Origin of the sequence: Aeromonas sp. 601039 (assembly GCF_049174415.1) — a bacterium.
GTDB classification, from domain to species: domain Bacteria; phylum Pseudomonadota; class Gammaproteobacteria; order Enterobacterales; family Aeromonadaceae; genus Aeromonas; species Aeromonas veronii_A.
Genome location: NZ_JAAKTL010000013.1, coordinates 111,074 through 129,457 on the forward strand (window position 1 = coordinate 111,074; position 18,384 = coordinate 129,457).

General features: G+C 62.4%; 14 protein-coding genes. 8 read left to right on the forward strand and 6 right to left on the reverse strand.

Annotated features, from left to right (window positions below):
- Positions 1–31: 31 nt before the first annotated feature.
- Complete coding sequence (locus G5195_RS12610; RefSeq protein WP_005340675.1) at positions 32–682, forward strand: chromophore lyase CpcT/CpeT; 651 nt, start codon at positions 32–34, stop codon at positions 680–682.
- A 106-nt stretch (positions 683–788) separates the two neighbouring features.
- Here the strand turns inward: G5195_RS12610 and rpmE are convergent, their stop codons facing one another.
- Positions 789–1,004 (reverse strand): 50S ribosomal protein L31, encoded by a 216-nt coding sequence (rpmE, locus tag G5195_RS12615; protein ID WP_005340673.1) that lies wholly within the window; start codon positions 1,002–1,004, stop codon positions 789–791.
- A 147-nt stretch (positions 1,005–1,151) separates the two neighbouring features.
- Here rpmE and priA point away from each other — a divergent pair, with 147 nt between their 5' ends.
- Positions 1,152–3,359 carry a primosomal protein N' gene (gene priA, locus G5195_RS12620; RefSeq protein ID WP_421236197.1) on the forward strand — a complete coding sequence of 736 codons (2,208 nt, stop codon included), beginning with the start codon at positions 1,152–1,154 and terminating at the stop codon, positions 3,357–3,359.
- Positions 3,360–3,420: 61 nt separating this feature from the next.
- Here priA and G5195_RS12625 read toward each other — a convergent pair whose 3' ends face one another.
- On the reverse strand, positions 3,421–4,512 hold the full coding sequence (locus G5195_RS12625; RefSeq protein ID WP_421236198.1) for a hypothetical protein: 1,092 nt from the start codon (positions 4,510–4,512) through the stop codon (positions 3,421–3,423).
- Between the two features lie 198 nt (positions 4,513–4,710).
- On the opposite strand from G5195_RS12625, the gene G5195_RS12630 reads away from it, so the two are divergent.
- The 5 genes from G5195_RS12630 (at position 4,711) to dtd (ending at position 10,615) form a co-directional block, all read left to right on the forward strand.
- The gene (locus G5195_RS12630) at positions 4,711–6,144 is read left to right on the forward strand and encodes a DUF2867 domain-containing protein (protein ID WP_421236199.1); all 1,434 of its coding nucleotides are present in this window, start codon (positions 4,711–4,713) and stop codon (positions 6,142–6,144) included.
- A 168-nt stretch (positions 6,145–6,312) separates the two neighbouring features.
- On the forward strand, positions 6,313–7,539 hold the full coding sequence (locus G5195_RS12635) for an aromatic amino acid transporter (RefSeq protein ID WP_005355439.1): 1,227 nt from the start codon (positions 6,313–6,315) through the stop codon (positions 7,537–7,539).
- A gap of 254 nt (positions 7,540–7,793) precedes the next feature.
- A complete protein-coding gene (locus G5195_RS12640) occupies positions 7,794–9,035 on the forward strand; it encodes a malic enzyme-like NAD(P)-binding protein (RefSeq protein WP_144715657.1) in 1,242 nt (413 codons plus the stop codon).
- Positions 9,036–9,212: 177 nt separating this feature from the next.
- A complete protein-coding gene (locus G5195_RS12645; protein WP_005340664.1) occupies positions 9,213–10,085 on the forward strand; it encodes a virulence factor BrkB family protein in 873 nt (290 codons plus the stop codon).
- 92 nt (positions 10,086–10,177) lie between these two features.
- Positions 10,178–10,615, forward strand: coding sequence for a D-aminoacyl-tRNA deacylase (gene dtd / locus G5195_RS12650; protein WP_033138812.1), 438 nt, complete (start codon positions 10,178–10,180; stop codon positions 10,613–10,615).
- Here the strand turns inward: dtd and G5195_RS12655 are convergent.
- A complete protein-coding gene (locus G5195_RS12655) occupies positions 10,604–11,284 on the reverse strand; it encodes a spermidine synthase (protein ID WP_421222022.1) in 681 nt (226 codons plus the stop codon). The genes dtd and G5195_RS12655 overlap by 12 nt on opposite strands.
- 51 nt (positions 11,285–11,335) lie before the next feature.
- Here G5195_RS12655 and G5195_RS12660 point away from each other — a divergent pair, with 51 nt between their 5' ends.
- On the forward strand, positions 11,336–12,244 hold the full coding sequence (locus tag G5195_RS12660) for a bifunctional GNAT family N-acetyltransferase/hotdog fold thioesterase (protein WP_069527624.1): 909 nt from the start codon (positions 11,336–11,338) through the stop codon (positions 12,242–12,244).
- 54 nt (positions 12,245–12,298) lie between these two features.
- Here G5195_RS12660 and G5195_RS12665 read toward each other — a convergent pair whose 3' ends face one another.
- From G5195_RS12665 to pssA, 3 genes are all read right to left on the reverse strand, one after another.
- Positions 12,299–14,416, reverse strand: coding sequence for an AsmA family protein (locus G5195_RS12665; RefSeq protein WP_421221940.1), 2,118 nt, complete (start codon positions 14,414–14,416; stop codon positions 12,299–12,301).
- A gap of 143 nt (positions 14,417–14,559) precedes the next feature.
- Positions 14,560–16,629, reverse strand: coding sequence for an ATP-dependent DNA helicase RecG (gene recG / locus G5195_RS12670; RefSeq protein WP_421221938.1), 2,070 nt, complete (start codon positions 16,627–16,629; stop codon positions 14,560–14,562).
- 189 nt (positions 16,630–16,818) lie between these two features.
- Positions 16,819–18,168, reverse strand: coding sequence for a CDP-diacylglycerol--serine O-phosphatidyltransferase (gene pssA / locus G5195_RS12675; protein ID WP_005342654.1), 1,350 nt, complete (start codon positions 18,166–18,168; stop codon positions 16,819–16,821).
- Between the last annotated feature and the right edge of the window lie 216 nt (positions 18,169–18,384).

Here is an 18,384-nt window from a genome sequence, read left to right on the forward strand (position 1 = left end):
CGCCGCCACTATGATGATTCGGAAGGATTCGATGGCAAAGTTGCTGGTGGCCGTATTCGGGCTGCTCTGTTCCTGTCTGGTGTTGGCAGGATCGGCGCCCCAGGCTACCCCACTCAAGCCCGGTATGGAGCCGCTACTCAGCTGGTTCAACGGGGCATTTACGAGCCGGGAGCAGGCCAGTTACGACAGCCGCTTTACCAGTGCCGAGCTGCGCCTGATGGAGATCTGGCCCGGCTATCAGGGCTATCGCTGGGTCTATGCCGAGCAGTACCTGAGTCTGCGCTCAGTCCGTCCCTTCCGCCAGCGCATCTATCGCTTCTCACCCGCCCCTGACGGGCGGATCCTGATGGCCGAACTGACCATGCCCCGTGCCACCGATTTTGCCGGTGCCTGGCATGATCCCGCCCTGCTCGACAGTCTGACCCCGCAGCAGCTATCCTTGCGCCACGGATGCGAGATCTGGCTGACCCGCACCCCCTCCGGCGAATATGCCGGTCATACCCGGGTGGGCCACTGCTCCACCGATTTTGGCGGTGCCACGACGCTGGTGCAGCATATCTGGATTGGCCCCGATAGCGTCAGACTGCTGGATCGTGCCTATGACAATGCAGGGAGTCCGCGCTGGGGCAGCCCGGGTGAGGGGTATGTCTATTTGCGTCGTTCCAAAGGATTTGGCCAGTAGGGGAGAGTGCGTCTGGCTGCGGGAAAGGGGTAAACCATATTCAGGACGGGACACAATGAAAAAGGCGCCCATTGGGCGCCTTTTTCAGAATTCTTCAGAAGTAAAATTACTTCTTGGTGGTCATCGCACCGAAACGCTTGTTGAACTTGTCTACGCGGCCGCCGCTAGAAACTTCTTTCTGCTTGCCGGTGTAGAACGGGTGGCACTCGGAGCACACGTCCAGGTTCAGATCTTTACCGATGGTAGAGAAAGTGTTGATGACGTTACCGCAAGAGCACTTGGCGGTGATGGCTACATAGTCAGGATGGATACCAGCTTTCATGGACAACCTCAATTAATAGGCCGTGTCGCCATCCGATCTCTTGTCGGACACCACACGATTGTTGAACACAGTTTCAAAGGCTGCGAATAATATAGGAAATGCCTGAGATCAGGCAAGTGGCTTCGCAGAAAAAATAGGCAACCCCTGGTGAATTCTTCCCAAACGCTGGATCTGGTTCGTGTCGCTGTCCCGGTACCGTTACGCCGTCACTTCGACTATCTCTCTCCCTTGCCGTTACCTGCCCCCGGTTGCCGGGTCGAGATCCCTTTCGGTCCCCAGACCCTGGTCGGGCTGGTGGTGGATCATCCGGCTGACAGCCAGGTGCCCCGCAACAAGCTCAAGCCCATCAAGCGCGTACTCGATGCGACGCCGGTGCTGGGGCCGGATATTCTGGCGCTGATGAACTGGAGCGCCAGCTACTACCAGCATCCGCTGGGGGAAGTGCTGCCCCACGCCCTGCCAGTGCTGGTGCGCAAGGGGGAGCCGGCCGCCTATCGCGAGCTGGAGTTCTGGTTCGCCACCGATGCTGGCATGGCCATCGATCTCAACGAACTCAAGCGGGCGGCCAAGCAGCAGCAAGCGCTCGCCTTGCTGCGCAAGGGGCCGCAGACACCTTCCGCCCTCAAGCAGGAGGAGATCCAGAGCGCCGCTCTCACCGCGCTGGAGAAGAAGGGGCTGCTGGAGAAGCGTTCGCTGGAGCCGAGCCACGATGGCGATTGGGCTGTCCGCTTTGAGCCGGGGGAGGGGCTACGCCTCAATGGCGAACAGGCGCTGGCAGTCTCCGCCGTTACCAGCCAGAGCGACAAGTTCGGCGCCTTCCTGCTGGATGGCATCACAGGTTCCGGCAAGACCGAGGTCTATCTGAGCATCCTCGAACCCCTGCTCAAGGCGGGCAAGCAGGCGCTGGTGATGGTGCCGGAGATCGGCCTCACCCCGCAGACCATCAACCGCTTCCGGCGCCGCTTCAACGTGCCGGTGGTAGCGATGAACTCCGCCATGAACGACAGGGAGCGGCTCGACGCCTGGCTCGCCTGCCGAGACGGCGGCGCCGCCATCCTGATCGGCACTCGCTCTGCGGTGTTCACCCCGTTTCACAACCTCGGCATCATCATCATCGATGAGGAGCACGACGGCTCCTTCAAGCAGCAGGACGGTTTTCGCTACCACGCGCGGGATCTGGCGGTGATGCGGGCCCATCGTGCCGGTATTCCCATTTTGCTTGGCTCGGCTACTCCGTCGCTGGAGACATTGCACAACGCCCGCAGCGGCAAGTATCACCACCTTACCCTGACTCGGCGTGCCGGTAACGCCCAGACCGCCCGTCAGGTGATCCTGGATATCAAGAGCGTGCGGTTGCAGGCCGGGCTCTCCCCCCAGCTGGAGCTGCTGATGGCAGAGCATCTGGCGGCGGGCAATCAGGTGATGCTGTTCCTCAACCGCCGTGGCTATGCCCCGGCCCTGATCTGCCACCAGTGCGGCTGGAGCGCTGCTTGTGAGCGGTGTGATGCCTGGTACACCTGGCATCAGGCTGGGCGACGGCTGCATTGTCACCACTGCGACAGCGTGCGCCCGCTGCCCCACCACTGCCCCGAGTGTGGCAGCAACGAGCTGATTGGATCGGGAGTGGGCACCGAACAGCTGGAGCAGCTGCTCACCACGGTTTTCCCGCAATATCCGGTAGTACGCATCGATCGGGACAACACCCGCCGCAAGGGAGAGCTGGAGACCCACCTCGGCGACATCAAGGCGGGCAAGTACAAGATCCTGATCGGCACCCAGATGCTGGCCAAGGGCCACCACTTCCCGGATGTGACGCTAGTGGGTCTGCTGGATGTGGATGGTGCCCTGTTCAGCGCCGATTTTCGCGCCGCCGAGAAACTGGCCCAGCTCTACACCCAGGTGGCGGGTCGCGCCGGTCGCGCCAGCAAACCCGGGCTGGTAGTGCTGCAGAGCCACCATCCCGAGCACGCCCTGCTGCAGGATCTGACCCAGAACGGTTACGGCCACTTCGCCGATACGGCGTTGAAAGAGCGCCGTCTGCTGGGGCTGCCGCCCTTCAGCTATCAGGGGCTGTTCCGCGCCGAGGCCAATGGCCGTGACGAGGTGCAGCTGTTCCTCAGCCGCCTCGCCGATACCCTGCGCAGCGCTCGCTATCCCCATGTTCAGGTGCTCGGGCCCATCAGCGGCTTTATGGAGCGCAAGGCGGGCAAGTTCCGCATGCAGTTACTGGTGCAGGGGCCGAACCGGGCGCCACTGGCCCAACTGCTGGATTGGGCGGTGAAGGAGCTGGAGGGATGGCCCGAGACCAAGCGGGTACGCTGGAGCCTCGATATCGACCCCACCGAGCTGAACTGAGTCAGGTTCTGGTCGCTGACGGGCCTCGTCAGCGACCGGGTTTGCCATGCGGGTGCCGGGCTCAGACCCGCAGATCGATCTGCTGCACCCAGCCTCCTTTACCCTGTTCGGTGAGATAGAGGCCGGATTGGCGCAGCACCCCCTGATTGCCGCTCTCCCCCAGATGGTTGAAGGGGGTGTCGAGGGGGCGCAGCAGGATGGCGCCGATCCCCAGTTCGACCAGCGCGATAGGTGCGTGCTCCGGATGCCAGAACTGCAGGGCTGAAAACTGGCTATCCCCCTCATCCAGCACCCCGTTGCCATCCTCATCCAGGGTGGCCAACTCGCCGAAGCCATTGCCGGAGCGAGCACCAAACAGCTCGCCGCCGTCATCTATGGTGCCGTTGCCATTGCGATCCAGCGCCACAAAGCCGCTCCCTTCACTCAAGCCCGGCAGGCTATCCTCTTTGCCATCCTGATCAATATCGAAAGTGACCCGTGCCTCGGTCAGATCGGCAATCTTGCCATCCAGACTGAGCACCAGCGGATCCTTGAGGGCATTGAGGGTGGTGCGCCGCTGGCTCACCTCCAGCTGGTGCCAGTCGAGCACAAAGCCGAGATCGAGCTGAATAGTCTGACCATCCCGAGTCGCTACGCTGGCCGATGCCACCACGTTGAGCTGCTCCTGTTGCAGCAGGGTGTCAGTCACCTCCACCAGTTGATCCGGCTCGGCGGCTTGAGCCGCGGCGTCTCCTTGGGTCACCCCTTCGCCCCCCTCTTCGGTGGGCTTGATCGGCTTGGGCAGCTCGATTTCGTGGCCCAGCATCGCCTCGATCATCAGCTTGATCAGCCGCTGGCGGTTATCCAGTCCATCGTCGGGAATACCATCCTGCTCTTTGCCGACGTCCGCTGCGGGCGGGGCGGGAGGTGTTGCTGCTTGCTGAGTGGCGGCGGATTGCCTTGCGGTTTGCAGCGTCAGGGCGCTGGTGAGGGTCAGGGTGCTGCTGCGTTCGCCGGCCGCGGCCGTGTTGTTGCCCTGCGGTGGATTGACGGCGGGTGGCACTGGCCCAAGATTGCGCACCTTGCTGCTCTGGGCCTGCTGTTGCCGATATTGCACCTCCCCCTGGAGGTCGTAGTGATCGATGCGCATATGATCGCCCTCGGCGCTATACATCTGGTCAGTTATCGACCGGTTAGTGAGCAGGGCTTAACACCAAATCGGACTAATCAGAGAGGTGGTTAGTACTAGGTTGCAAGGTGGTGGCGTGGCAGGATGGCAAGAGACTGGATAGTGGCGCTCTAGTTGAACATTTTCAGGTAGCGCTGCGCACGCTGGCTGACAAGCGGCATCGGTGAGGATAGGGAGAATTACATGAGAAATTGTCTGGTGATGGGGGCGGCGGGGTATATAGGTTCCTATCTGGTGCCTCACCTGCAAACCTTGGGCTACAGGGTGATTGCCGGGGCGCGCCGTCCCTGCCGCTTGCCTGAGGGGGGGGAGTTTCGCCTCGCCGACAGCCTAAAGCCCATCACCCTGCTGCCTGCGCTGGCGGGCATTGATACCGTCTTCTATCTGGTGCATGCCATGGGGGCGGGGGCCGATTTTCACCGGTTGGAGCAGCAGGGGGTAAAGAATTTTGCCGCCGCCGCCCGTGCTGCCGGGGTGCGCCGTATCATCTATCTCGGGGCAATCCAGCCCGAGCAGTGCAACAGCCGCCATCTCAACTCCCGCCGCCACTGTGGTGAGCTGTTTCGCGAATCCGGTGTGCCGACGGTGGAGCTGCGCGCCGGCATCATCATCGGGCCCGGTTCGGCGGCGTTCGAGGTGATGCGGGATCTGGTGTTCAACCTGCCGATGATGGTGACGCCCAAATGGGTGCGCTCGCGCACGCCGCCGATTGCGCTGTCCAACCTGCTGCACTATCTGGGCGGGCTGGTAGAGGCCGACGAGGTGGATGGCCGCATTTTCAATGCGGTCGGCCCCGAGCTGCTCAGCTATCAGCAGCAGTTGCAGAAGTTCGCCGCCCATATCGGCAAGCGCTGCCCCATCATTCCCATCCCGTTTCTGAGTCCGCGCCTCTCTGCCTGGTGGCTGCAGTTTGTCACCTCGGTGCCGCAGCCGGTGGCCAAGGCGCTGGTAGGTGGCCTCAAGCACGATATTCCGGCGGATGACGGCCCGCTGCGCGCCTTGCTGCCGCAGACCCTGCTCAGCTTCGACGAGGCGCTGGCGGAGAGTCTGGCGCTGGAGCAGAAGCTGGGTGCCGAGCAGCAGGGGCAGGAGACCCCCCTTGGCCTGCGCTGGCGCCATCCCGAATATGGTTTCTACGATCGCACCGCCAGCGGCGAGGCCATCTGTCTCGCCTCTCCCGAGGTGGTGTGGCAGGTGTTGCAGCAGCTGGGGGGTGAGCAGCGCTATTTCTACATGAATGAGCTGTGGGTGGTGCGCGAATGGATGGATCACCTGATCGGCGGCCCGGCCCGCACCCGTGGCCGCACCAATCCGGATCGCTTCGTGAAGGGTGACATGCTCGACTCCTGGCAGATCCTCGGGGTGGATGAGGGGCGCAGGCTCGATCTGTTGTTCAACATGAAGGCCCCGGGCGTCGGGCGGTTGGAGTTCAACATCCTGCCGGAGGAGTCGGGCCTGACCCGCATCCGGGTCACCGCTCACTGGCACCCGCAGGGCACCTGGGGGCTGGCCTACTGGCTCGCCATGCTGCCGTTTCATCTCTTCATCTTTCAGGGGATGACAGAAGCCATCGCCCGTCAGGCCGAGGCGAGGGCAGGTATCCCGGTGATGGATTAACCCTCTTCACACCATTCCCGCTGATAGAGTGCCCCGTTCGGGGCACTTTTTATGCGGCGGCCATGCCCGGTTATGGCAGATAGTGGTAGGCGTCTCATGGTAAAGGCTGGCATCATGCCGCGGTCTTGTTTACCGCGGATAGATAATCAGTCAGAAAAAGAAGGGATTATGAAGAAAAAACCGTCAATTTTGGGGGGCGCCTGCATCATTGCCAGCGTCTGCGTGGGAGCCGGCATGCTCGGTCTGCCGAGTTCGGGGGCGGGGGCCTGGACCCTCTGGTCGGTGCTGGCGCTGACCGTCACCATGGTGATGATGACCCTCTCCGGCTGGATGCTGCTGGAATCCTTCCAGCACCACGACATGCGCGTCTCCTTCAATACCGTGACTCGCGAGTTGCTGGGGGAGAAGCTCAATCTCCTCAACAACCTCTCGGTCTACTTTGTTGGCGGCATTCTGCTCTACGCCTATATCACCTCCTCCGGTGCCATCCTGCAGGGGATACTGGGGATCGACAGCAAGCTCGCCTCCGTGCTGTTCGTGGCGCTCTTCTCTGCGGTGGTGTGGCACTCGACCCGCGCCGTTGACCGCATCTCTGTGGTGCTGATCGCCTTTATGATCCTCAGCTTCGCCCTCGGTGTGGCCGGTCTGCTCGGCAGTATCAAGCTGCCGACCCTGCTTGATCTGGCGGGCAGCGAGAGCCGCTACGCTCCCTATGCCATGGCGATGCTGCCGGTGGCGCTCACCTCGTTCGGCTATCACCACTCGGTGGCCTCCCTGCGTGCCTACTACCAGAACGAGCAGCAGGCCAGATGGGCCATTCTGGGGGGAACCCTGATCGCGCTGGCGCTCTACGTGCTCTGGCTGCTGGGGATTTTCGGCAACCTGCCCCGTCAGGATTTTGCCCCCGTGATTGCCAAGGGGGGCGATGTGAGCGTGCTGCTCTCCGCGCTTTCAGGGGTGATCGAATCGGAGAAGGTGGCCAGCGCCATCAACGGCTTCTCCATGGCGGCCATCCTCTCCTCCTTTATCGGAGTGGGGCTCGGGGTGTTCGACTATCTGGCTGATCTGTTCAAGTTCGACAACAGCCGCGCCGGTCGCTGCAAGACCTGGGCGGTCACCTTCCTGCCGCCGCTGGTGCTCTCCCTGCTCTTCCCGTTCGGCTTCCTGCTGGCCATCGGCTATGCCGGTGCCGCCGCAACCATCTGGACCTGCATCATCCCGGCACTGCTGGTGCTGCGGACCCGGGCGCGGGCCGAGCGGGGCGAAGTCACCCCCCATTTCGTCACCCCAGGCGGCAAGCTGATGGCTTGGCTGCTGATCCTGTTCGGATTGGCGACCGCGCTGTTCCACTTCCTGTCGATGGCAAATCTGTTGCCGGTCTATCTGGGCAACTGAGTCAGGTCTACAGCTCTGACAGAAAGGGCGGCAAGGCCAACTTGCCGCCCTTTTTGCGCCATTTTTACCCCACATAGCAGGATCTATAACTAAAGTGGTAGGTGTGAGTGGGGTAAGGTGCTGAAATAACTGGTCTGATCTGGCTGGCGGCAGCATGATCTGCTGGGCATGCCCGCCGCTTTCTTTTATGATCCCCGCCCTTCTGCGTGCCCCCTGTCGGCACCTCATTTGCACCAACCACATCGGGGTCCCCCATGTCCGATCTGCGTCAAGAAGCACTCGATTACCACGCCCAGCCCGTACCGGGCAAAATTGCCATCGCCCTGACCAAGCCTGCCGAAACCGCCCGCGATCTGGCGCTGGCCTACAGCCCGGGTGTCGCCGAGCCGGTGCGCGAGATCGCCGCCAACCCGGCCGATGCCTACCGCTATACCGGCAAGGGCAACCTGGTGGCCGTCATCTCCAACGGCACCGCCATTCTGGGGCTGGGTAATCTGGGGCCGCTGGCCTCCAAGCCGGTGATGGAGGGCAAGGCCCTGTTGTTCAAGCGCTTCGCCGGTATCGACGCCATCGACATCGAGGTGAAGCACGAGACCAGCCAGCAGTTTATCGACACGGTGGCGGCCATCGCCGATACCTTCGGTGGCATCAATCTGGAAGATATCAAGGCGCCGGAGTGTTTCGAGATTGAAGAGGCGCTGATCGCGCGCTGCGACATTCCGGTGTTCCACGATGACCAGCACGGTACCGCTATCGTCACCGCCGCCGGTCTGCTCAATGCGCTGGAAGTGCAGGGCAAGCAGATCAGTGACAGCCGCATCGTCTGCATGGGGGCGGGGGCTGCCGCCACCGCCTGCATGGATCTGCTGATCAAGTGTGGCGCCAGGGCGCACAACATCTTCATGCTGGATCGTCAGGGTGTGATTCACACCGGCCGCAGCGATCTCAACAAGTACAAGCAGCGTTTCGCCAACGAGACCCCGCTGCGCACCCTGATGGATGTCATCGAAGGGGCGGATGTGTTTGTCGGTGTTTCAGGCCCCGACGTGTTGCCCGCCGAAGCGGTCGCCCTGATGGCGCCCAATCCGGTGATCTTCGCCTGTTCCAACCCGGATCCCGAGATCAAGCCGGCGCTGGCCCACGCGGTGCGCAGCGACCTCATCATGGGTACCGGTCGCTCCGACTACCCGAACCAGATCAACAACGTGCTCTGTTTCCCCTTCATCTTCCGCGGTGCCCTCGATGCCCGCGCCAGCCGCATCAACGATGCCATGAAGATTGCCGCGGTCGAGGCGATCCGTGCGCTGGCCAAGGAGCCGGTGCCGGCCGAGGTGCTGACCGCCGCCGGGGTGAGCGAGCTGGCCTTCGGCAAGGATTACGTCATTCCCAAGCCGATGGATGCCCGTCTGCTGCCGCGGGTTGCCCGCGCCGTGGCGCTGGCGGCGGTGGCCTCCGGCGTCGCCCGCATCGAGCTGCCCGCGGACTACATGCTGTAATCCGGCGTTGCAAACGGCCCCTTTATCGGGGCCGTTTTTATCTCTGCTTCTGGCGACAGCCAGAGACGCCAGCCGGGCGACAGGTTGGGGCAGATGGAGGCAAATCGGGTGCAAAGGTGGTCAAACAGCGCTCTCCTCTGACACAATATTGCCACTATGACGCTAACGAGAATCAAGATGCAGCAGCCTGTCAGCGGCCGTTTGGCCCACGCCCTCTCCTTCTTGCGCCATGATGGTCGCCACTTTGCCCAGTTTGTCTGGGGCCGTTTCCAGCAGGACAGATTGACGGTCACCGCCGGTTATCTGGCCTATGTCACCCTGCTTTCGCTGGTGCCGATGATCGCCGTGGTCTTTGGCATGATGTCCGCCTTCCCGGTGTTCCAGAGCCTCAAGCAGGCGATGGAGCAGTTCGTCTACCACAACTTCGTGCCGACCGCGGGCGATATGCTCAAGGAGTACATCGACGGCTTCGTCGCCAATGCCACCAACACCACTGCTGTGGGGATTGGGGCGCTGGTGGTGGTGGCGTTGATGCTGATCTCCGCCATCGACAAGAACCTCAACTACATCTGGCGCTCGACCCAGGGCCGCCCGCTGGCGCAGGCCTTTGCCATGTACTGGATGATCCTGACCCTGGGGCCTGTGCTTATCGGGGCCAGTATCGCCATCTCCTCCTATATCTTCTCGCTGCGGCTGTTTGGCGCCGAGAGCCTGTTCGGCATCGGTTATCTGCTGTTGCGCGGTTTGCCGTTCCTCTTCTCGGTGCTCACCTTCCTGCTGGTCTATACCGTGGTGCCGAACTGCAAGGTGCGGCTGATCCACGCCTTTATCGGTGCGCTGGTAGCGGCGACCCTGTTCGAGCTGGCCAAGCGCGGCTTTGCCATCTATATCACCAACTTCCCCTCCTATCAGGCCATCTACGGTGCGCTGGCCACCATCCCGATTCTGTTTGTCTGGGTCTATTTAAGTTGGCTGGTGGTGCTGCTCGGTGCGGAGACCACAGCCTGCCTCGGTGAGTACGAGAAGCCGGCGAGCGAGGAGCTTGGCTAAGCCATCGCCTTGGCCACCGGTTTATTGGTAGCATCGACGACCGCCCCTGCAATCGAGCCGGGGCGGTCGTTCTGTTTTGAGAGGAGAGGGATGTGATTGCACTGATTCAGCGGGTCAGCGAGGCCAGCGTGACTGTCGAGGGGGAGGTGACCGGCGCCATCGGTCAGGGATTGCTGGTACTGCTCGGAGTAGAGCAGGGGGATGACGAGGCCAAGGCCGACAAACTGCTGCACAAGGTGAGCGGCTATCGGGTCTTCAGTGACGAGAATGGCAAGATGAACCTCAATGTCAGCCAGATCGGCGGCAGCCTGCTGGTGGTCTCCCAGTTTACCCTGGCGGCCGATACCAAGAGCGGGATGCGCCCCAGCTTCTCCTGCGGTGCCCACCCGAGCGAGGCCGAACGCCTCTATGACTACTTCGTGGCGAAGGCTGCTGCCAGCGGCATCCCGACCGCAACCGGGCGTTTTGCCGCCGACATGAAGGTGGCGCTGGTCAACGACGGCCCGGTTACCTTCTGGCTACAGGTCTGAGGATGTCTCGTCCCGCGGTGTGACGTGGACGATCACGTTGATAAGCCCCGCAACCGGATAGGGGGTAGCGGGGCCAATCCACTGTTCTATCAGTGTCAGGGCGTGGGTTAGCTCCAGTTCTGTTCGCGGCAGCAGGTTGATCACCAGGGGGCCGCAGAGGCGGGGAGCCAGCGCCCGGTAGAGCCGCTCCTGAAACAGCAGCAGCGGGTTGCCATCCTGACTGAAGAGATCGAGCAGGATGAGGTCGTACTGCTGCTCGCTCTGCTCGAGAAAGGCGAGGGCATCGGCCTGATGGAGTGTCGGAACGGCTTGCCCATCGTGCGCCTGATGCTGGAAAAACTGCTGATAAACGGTCAGCACCTCTTCGTCGAGGTCAACGCACTCGTGGCGAGCATCGGGCCAGCGCTGACTCAGATGGCGGGTGAGATCGCCGCCACCCAGCCCCAGTTCGAGGATTTGCTCAGCCCGCTCCGGTAGCAGGCAGGCGATGACCCGCTGATGGGGCAGACAGAGGGTCGCGGGGTCGGCGAGCGACATGGCGGATTGCACCACGCCATCTATCTCCAGCCAGCGGTGCTGGTCATTTTCCTGTACCGTGAGGCGGCGCTGGGGTTTGACGCTGAGGTGCAACAAGTGATCGGCTTGGTACGCTTGCAGATTGAAGTCCATGAATTTGCACGGCAAGATGGTTTCCGACCAGTGTAACTCAAGGATGAAACTATGTACCGGGTAGTCACCCCTCAGACAGTCGCCGAGCTGGATGCCTACTACCAGTTGCGCTGGGAACTTCTGCGTAAACCCTTCAATCTGCCGGTCGGTTCCGAGCGGGACGAATACGATACGGTCGCCATTCACCGGCTGATGCTGGCTCCCGATGGTACTCCCATCGCTGTGGGCCGCCTCTTTATCGGCGGTGACGAGGCGCAGATCCGCTTCATGGCGCTGCGTCCCGAATATCGCGGCCAGGGGCTGGGCGCCAAAATGGTGGAGGATCTCGAGCAGCTGGCCCGCAGCGAGAAGGTGAAACGGCTGGTGATGAACGCCCGTCAGGAGGCGGTGGAGTTCTATCGCAAGTGCGGTTTTCTCGAAGTGGGGGGCGGCCCCGTCTCCTTTGGTCGGATTCCCCATCGCCAGATGATCAAATCCCTGAGCCCGTTGCAGACTATCCAGTACCGGCCGGAGTGGTGTCAGGATCTCACCACCCGCTGGTCGCGCGGGGTACCCATCAGCGAGAAGATGGGGATGCATATCAGCCACTACGATGGCCAGACTTTCCACCTCAAGGCCAATTTGGCGGCCAACTTCAACGTGCATGGCAGCATGTTCGCCGGTAGTGTCTACAGCCAGTGCGTGCTGGCGGGCTGGGGGCTGATCTGGCTGCAGCTTAAAGAGGAGGGGCTGGTGGGCGAGCCGGTGCTGGCCGAGAGCACCATCAAATATCATGGCCCGGTCGATGAGGAGCCCGAGGCGCGAGTGGCCCGCGAGGGTATGCCCGCCGTGCTGCAGCCGCTCAAACGGGGGGAGCCTGCCACCTTCAGCCTCAAGATCCAGCTGTTCAGCGGCAGTAAACTGGCGGCGGAGTTCTGCGGCCACTACGTGGTGCAGCCGCCCCGCCGTCCGGGCCAGTAACCGCGTCGTTTCCCCATCAAACAACAAGGCCTCATTATGAGGCCTTGTCTGTTTTTACCCTTGCCGGCTGTCGCTTGCCTGCCCGGCTTGGGTCTGCACTTGGGCCTGGTTTTGGGCTTTCGGCGCGGGAGCCGGTCGCCAGAGCGGGGCACTGTTGCCTTGCGGAGGATAGCGTACTCCCACTTCCCAGCCGCAGGCGTCCTGCTTCTGAGGGAAGCTCCAAGCCAGCGTGGGTTCCGTCAACGGCCCGCGCCACTGGCCGAGCAGCTCGGCGCAGCGGTTGCCATTGAGGATCCCCAGATCCAGCTGCCACTGCTCGTTGACCAGATCGATCCCCCCTTGCAGCGCCAGCAGATGGGTGATGGTGGAGGCACCAGCCTGCTCGATCTGCAGTTGCCCCTTGTCGATCTTGCCCAGCAGCTTGATGCGGTAGAAGGGGGTGTCACCCTCCTGCATCGCCTGCCACAGCTGATCCGGCGTCAGGGTGGGTGGGGTCGCCCCCTTGAACCACTCATCCAGCAGCGGATCTATCTTTACCTTGTCCCAGAACGGCTCGTCGGCATCGAGGGCAAAGCTGCCCTGCAGGGTCTGGCGCCACTCGCCCGCCGTTTTGCCGTGTTCGGCTTGCAGGTCGGCGCTCACGTCCGCCTTGCCGGCAAAGGAGACCGGGGAGTGGAATAGCTTGCCCCATTGCTGTAGATCCAGCTTGGTCGCCTGCAGTTGGAGGCGGCTGCTCTGGCCCGGTTCGCGGCCCCACTGGCCACTCAGGCTGAGGGAGCCCTCATCCGGCAGCGAGCTGGTGAGCTTGCCCAGTTGCCAGGAGCTGGGGGTCAGCTCCCCATACAGTTCGCCGTTGCGGGCGCTGAGGCCATCCCACACCAGCTCGAACCACTTGCTCTCGATACGAGCACGGCCGAGCAGCGGGCCGGGTTGGTTATCGCGCAGGGCGAGATCGCTCAGATAGAGCTGCCAGCCGGTCAGCGACAGGGGCAGGGTATCGTCGAAGGAGAGCACCTTGAGCTTGTCGAACGCCAGCTTGCGGATATCGACCTGCTGCGGGCGCCAGCTCTGCCAATCCTGCCACCACCCTTGCGGCAGGCTGATATCCATGCCGCTCAGCGCCACGTCTTTCAGGGTCAGCTTCTGCTGCTGGGTATCGAGGGAGAGCTCGACATTGAACTCCCCTTCATAGGCCTTGCCCTGCAGTTCGCCGTCGATCTGCTGGGGCGAGAAGGCGAGCTTGCCCTTGATCTCCTCCAGCTGGAACAGGCCACGGCCCATGTCGCCCAGGGTGCCGCTCAGATAGCCGGTGGGCTGGCTGCCCGCCTGCCAGTTGAAGGCGGTGAGCTGGCCGCTGAAGTTGTTGAAGGAGAGTTCCTGATTGATGTCGTTGAGGCTGACGCCGTCCAGCTGACCACGATCCAGCGATACGCTTTGCAACGGGAAGCGCTGCGGGAAGCCTTGCTGTGTCAGATCCCCCAGCTCGACCCGCATGCCGCGCGCCTTGAGGTCATGCAGTTGCAGGGTGCGAGCGGGCCAGTCCAGCACCATGCCGGTCTCCAGCAGACCGTTAAACAGGTTGGTCACCAGCTTGTCGGTGCGCAGCACTTCTCCTTCCAGCCGTCCTTGCAGGTTGAGACGGGCGAAGGTGAACTGCGGAGTCTCCAGCTGGCCGATATTGAGGCTCAGGTTGGCCTGTGGTTGCCGTTTCGGGTCGATCAGCTCCCAGTCACTCAGGGTGGCATTGAGTCCACGCAGGGTCAGCTCGGGGCTCTCCAGACTGAGCCTGTCTATGGTGCTGTCGCTGATGGTGAGGGAGTGCACCGGCAGGCTAGGTAGCTGGTTGGGCAGCGGCAGCTTGATGGCGGGGCGAATGAGATCGAGATGGGCGATGCGCACGTCGCGGCTCAGCCAGTCGATGCTCTCGACCTCCAGATAGATCTTGTCTAGGGAGACCGCATCGCCGTAACGCACCTGCTCCGCCAGCAGGGTGTAGGGGTGCAGCGGGTTGAACACCAGTCGCCCTATGGTGACCGGCACGCCGGTCTGCTGGCTGATCCAGCTGGCGATGGGGCCTTTGGCGCGCTCGGCGTCGAACAGGCCGAGGGCAACCCAGACAAACAGCAGCAGGAAGGCGAAGGTGTAGAGCAGGCCGCGTAGCCAGGAATTCATGGGTGCTTTCCTCCTGTTTTGGGATGTGTTGTCAGGCGTTTGAGTAGTGGTCTCGCAGACCGAGCCAACGGCGAATCAAGGGTTCGACATGGCTTGGATGCCTATCCATGAGGACATGTGTCCATTTTCTGCATCTACCTCGATCAGGCATTGGAATAGTGATCCCGTAAGCCGAGCCAGCGCCGTATCAAGGGTTCGACATGACTCGGATGCCTATCCATCAGGAAGCGCGCCATTTTTTGCACCTGTGGAATAAGCGGCTGATCCCGCACCAGATCAGCGATCTTGAGGTCGGCCAGACCGGTCTGGCGGGTGCCGAGCAGTTCCCCCGGGCCGCGCAGTTCCAGATCGCGCTGGGCGATGAGGAAGCCGTCGTTGGTTTCCCGCAGCACCCCGAGCCGGCTCTGGGCCGTCTTGGACAAGGGGGCATGATAGAGCAGCACGCAGTGTGAGGCCACCGCTCCCCGGCCAACCCGACCGCGCAGCTGGTGCAACTGCGCCAGCCCGAGCCGTTCCGGGTTCTCGATGATCATCAGGCTGGCGTTGGGCACATCCACCCCCACCTCGATGACGGTGGTGGCGACCAGCAGTTGCAGTATGCCTGCCTTGAACTCCTCCATCACCCGCTGTTTCTCCACCGGCCGCATCCGGCCGTGTACCAGCCCGATATGCAGGCCGGGCAGCAGGTTTTGCAGCTCGGCGGCGGTATCCTCGGCGGCCTGACACTCCAGCACCTCCGACTCCTCGATCAGGGTGCAGACCCAGTAGGCCTGCTTGCCCTCGGTGCAGGCGAGTTTGACCCGCTCGATCACGTCGCCGCGACGGCTGTCGGGCAGCGCGACTGTGGTGATGGGGGTGCGGCCCGGCGGCAGTTCGTCGATCACCGAGGTGTCGAGGTCGGCATAAGCTGTCATCGCCAGGGTGCGGGGGATGGGGGTGGCGGTCATGATGAGTTGATGGGGATGCACCCCCTCACGTTCCCCTTTCTCGCGCAGGGCGAGGCGCTGATGCACCCCGAATCTGTGCTGTTCATCGATGATGACCAGCGCCAGACGCTGGAACACCACCTGCTCCTGAAAGATGGCGTGGGTGCCCACCACCATCTTGACGCTGCCATCGGCGATGGCGGCCAGCGCCTCCTCCCGTGCCTTGCCTTTCTGCTTGCCCGCCAGCCAGCCGACTCCGATGCCGAGCGGCTCCAGCCACTTGGCGAAGTTGATGGCGTGTTGTTCCGCCAGCAGTTCGGTCGGCGCCATCAGGCCCACCTGACAGCCGTTGCCGATGGCCTGCAGGGCGGCCAGCGCTGCGACCAGGGTCTTGCCGGAGCCCACATCCCCCTGCACCAGCCGCATCATGGGGTGGCTCTGTTGCAGATCCTTGCTTATCTCGGCTACCACCCTGCTCTGGGCGCCGGTGGGCTTGAACGGCAGGGCGCCGAGCAGCTGTTCGACCAGAGCAGGCGCCGGTTTGAGGGCGCGGGCCAGCTGGGTTTGTGCCTGAGCACGTACCTTGAGTACCGAGAGATTGTGAGCCAGCAGCTCCTCCAGTACCAGTCGCTGCTGGGCCGGATGTTGGCCGCTTTCGAGCAGCGGCAGTGCCACCGAGGGGGGCGGACGGTGCAGCAGCTTCAGAGCAGCGGCCAGCTCAATCTGGTGGGGATAGAGGCCGGCGGGCAGCAGCTCCTCGACGCCATAGAGGTCGAGCTGAGCCAGCGCCTGATCGGTGAGGCTGCGCAGGGTGAGCTGGCGCAGCCCTTCGGTCGTCGGGTAGACGGGGGTGAGCGCCTCTTCGGTCTGACCTGCCTGCTCCTCGCCGAGCAGCTTGTACTCGGGGTGGGCCATCTCCAGCCCGTATTTGCCGGGGCGCACCTCGCCAAAACAGCGGATCAGGCGGCCCGCCGCCAGACTGTTTTTCTGAGCGGCGGTGAAGTTGAAGAAGCGCAGGGTGAGGGTGCCGGTGCCATCGCTGATGCGACAGACCATCATGCGGCGGCGCCCCATCACCAGCTGAGTGTCCTGGATTTCGCCCTCGACTGCGCCGTGCAGGCCGGGCGGCAGATCGCCGATGGGCCACACCTGGGTGCGGTCCTCGTAGCGCAGGGGAAGGTGGAACAGCAGATCCTGTACCGTGGTCAGTCCCAGCCGCTCGAGCTTCTCCTGCATCTTGCTGCCGACACCCTTGAGGCTGTCGAGAGGAATTTTATCCAATTTCATCAATTAGATGCCCGAAAACACTGTAAATATGTCCAGATGATAGGGGTTGTTGAGGGGCCGATGCAAGCCGAGTTGCTGCTGGTTGGGTCGCCAACGCGGGGGAGATGGCGGATATAACAAAGGCCTGCCGAAAACGGAAGGCCTTGGTCTGATTGCCGTTGGGCTGGGTGGGCGCTGCGCGCCCCGGGGTCAGATGATCCGCTTGAGCAGCAGATGCGCCTTGACCCGGTGGATCCGTCCCAGCAGCTTGCGCACCTGTTCCGGGTAGTCCTGGATCTGTTCCACCTGATCGAAGTGACTGATCCGCTTGGTGTTGGTCAGGATGTTCTCCCGCTCCGCGTTGAACTGGGGACGCAGCAGGTGGCGACGATCGTGCACCAGCAGGCCGTTCTCCAGATCCAGCGCCCAGGCGCGGGGGTTGAGGTTGTTGCCGGTGAGCAGGGCCCACTCGTCATCCACGAAGATCCCCTTGAGATGGTAGGAGTTGCGCTCGCAACACCAGAGCATCAGGTTGAGGCGACCGTCGTCGATGTGACGCTGGTTGCGCTCGGCAAACTTGCGCAGGTTGGTCTCGTAGAGATAGGGCAGGCCACCGATGGTGGAGAACTTCTCTTCCGGCGGAATGAAGAAGTCGTTGGCGGTCTTGTCGCCCACTACGATGGTGACTTTGCAACCGCGCTGCAGCAGATCCTCGATATCCTTGCTCAACTCCTTGGGCGGGTTGAAGTAAGGGGTACAGATAAAGATCTCCCGCTCGGTGGCGCGCACCAGATTGCGGATCATCAGGTTGAGCTGATTGTTGCGCTTGCCCAGACCCACCATGGGGGTGACGGCCACCTCCTGGGTGTTGACCGGCATGGTGCTGAAGCGGTACTGGCTCTGGCGCAGGTTCTGCTTGAAGCGGCGGATCGGCCCCTTCAGCTGTTTGGCGCTGGGGATATCGCTGTGATCCAGTCGCTGCACCGCGTCGCTCTTCACGAACAGGTCATCCACATAGTTGACCATGCTGCGGGCCAGCTCCGGGCTGGTGATCTGGTGATAGCGATCGAAGCGGTAGCGATCCTGCTGGTGCAGGTAGATGTCGTTGAGGCTGGCGCCGGAGTAGAGCACCACATCATCGAAGATGAAGCCCTTGAGGTGGAGCACGCCGAGCAGCTCGCGCCCCTTGACTGGCACGCCGTAGATTTCGATCTGGTGCTCGTGTTCGGCAGCCATGGCCTGGTACATCAGGTGGTTGCCGCCCTGCTTGCCTTTGCCGATCAGGCCGCGCTGGGCACGGTGGAAGTCGACGAACAGCTTGATGTCGAGGGCCGGATTGCGCTGCTTGGCTGCGTAGAGGGCGGAGAGGATCTCCCGGCCCGCTTCGTCATCCTGCAGATAGAGCGCGACCAGATAGATGCGCCGGGTGGCACTGGCGATAAGCGCAAGAATGCGGCGTTTGAAATCCTGGGCGCTATAGAGCACTTCAAACTGATCCGCTGCGACGGCGATCTGGGGCAGGCGCGCCAGCAGTTGTCGATAATGGGCCGATGAATGCATAGATAAACCTGAAATCACGGGGTTAAGCGTTCCACTCGGAGCGATGAATAGGCGATTCTAGCAATCTCGCCCTCTCAGCCAAAGAAAGAATCATCAGAAAGATGAAAAAGGCCTCACGAGTGAGGCCTTTTTGTCAGCATTGTCCCGTCCTGAATATGGTTTACACATTTCCCCCCAATAAATGGAGAACCCGATGGGACAAGGTGTGAAACGGAC

Coding starts and splice junctions, on each gene's coding strand:
- G5195_RS12625 (WP_421236198.1), bottom strand. CDS start 4,512: ATGTATAGCGCCGAGGGCGATCATATGCGCATCGATCACTACGACCTC.
- recG (WP_421221938.1), bottom strand. CDS start 16,629: ATGAAATTGGATAAAATTCCTCTCGACAGCCTCAAGGGTGTCGGCAGC.
- G5195_RS12655 (WP_421222022.1), bottom strand. CDS start 11,284: ATGGACTTCAATCTGCAAGCGTACCAAGCCGATCACTTGTTGCACCTC.
- G5195_RS12635 (WP_005355439.1), top strand. CDS start 6,313: ATGAAGAAAAAACCGTCAATTTTGGGGGGCGCCTGCATCATTGCCAGC.
- G5195_RS12660 (WP_069527624.1), top strand. CDS start 11,336: ATGTACCGGGTAGTCACCCCTCAGACAGTCGCCGAGCTGGATGCCTAC.
- rpmE (WP_005340673.1), bottom strand. CDS start 1,004: ATGAAAGCTGGTATCCATCCTGACTATGTAGCCATCACCGCCAAGTGC.
- G5195_RS12640 (WP_144715657.1), top strand. CDS start 7,794: ATGTCCGATCTGCGTCAAGAAGCACTCGATTACCACGCCCAGCCCGTA.
- G5195_RS12630 (WP_421236199.1), top strand. CDS start 4,711: ATGAGAAATTGTCTGGTGATGGGGGCGGCGGGGTATATAGGTTCCTAT.
- G5195_RS12645 (WP_005340664.1), top strand. CDS start 9,213: ATGCAGCAGCCTGTCAGCGGCCGTTTGGCCCACGCCCTCTCCTTCTTG.
- pssA (WP_005342654.1), bottom strand. CDS start 18,168: ATGCATTCATCGGCCCATTATCGACAACTGCTGGCGCGCCTGCCCCAG.
- G5195_RS12610 (WP_005340675.1), top strand. CDS start 32: ATGGCAAAGTTGCTGGTGGCCGTATTCGGGCTGCTCTGTTCCTGTCTG.
- G5195_RS12665 (WP_421221940.1), bottom strand. CDS start 14,416: ATGAATTCCTGGCTACGCGGCCTGCTCTACACCTTCGCCTTCCTGCTG.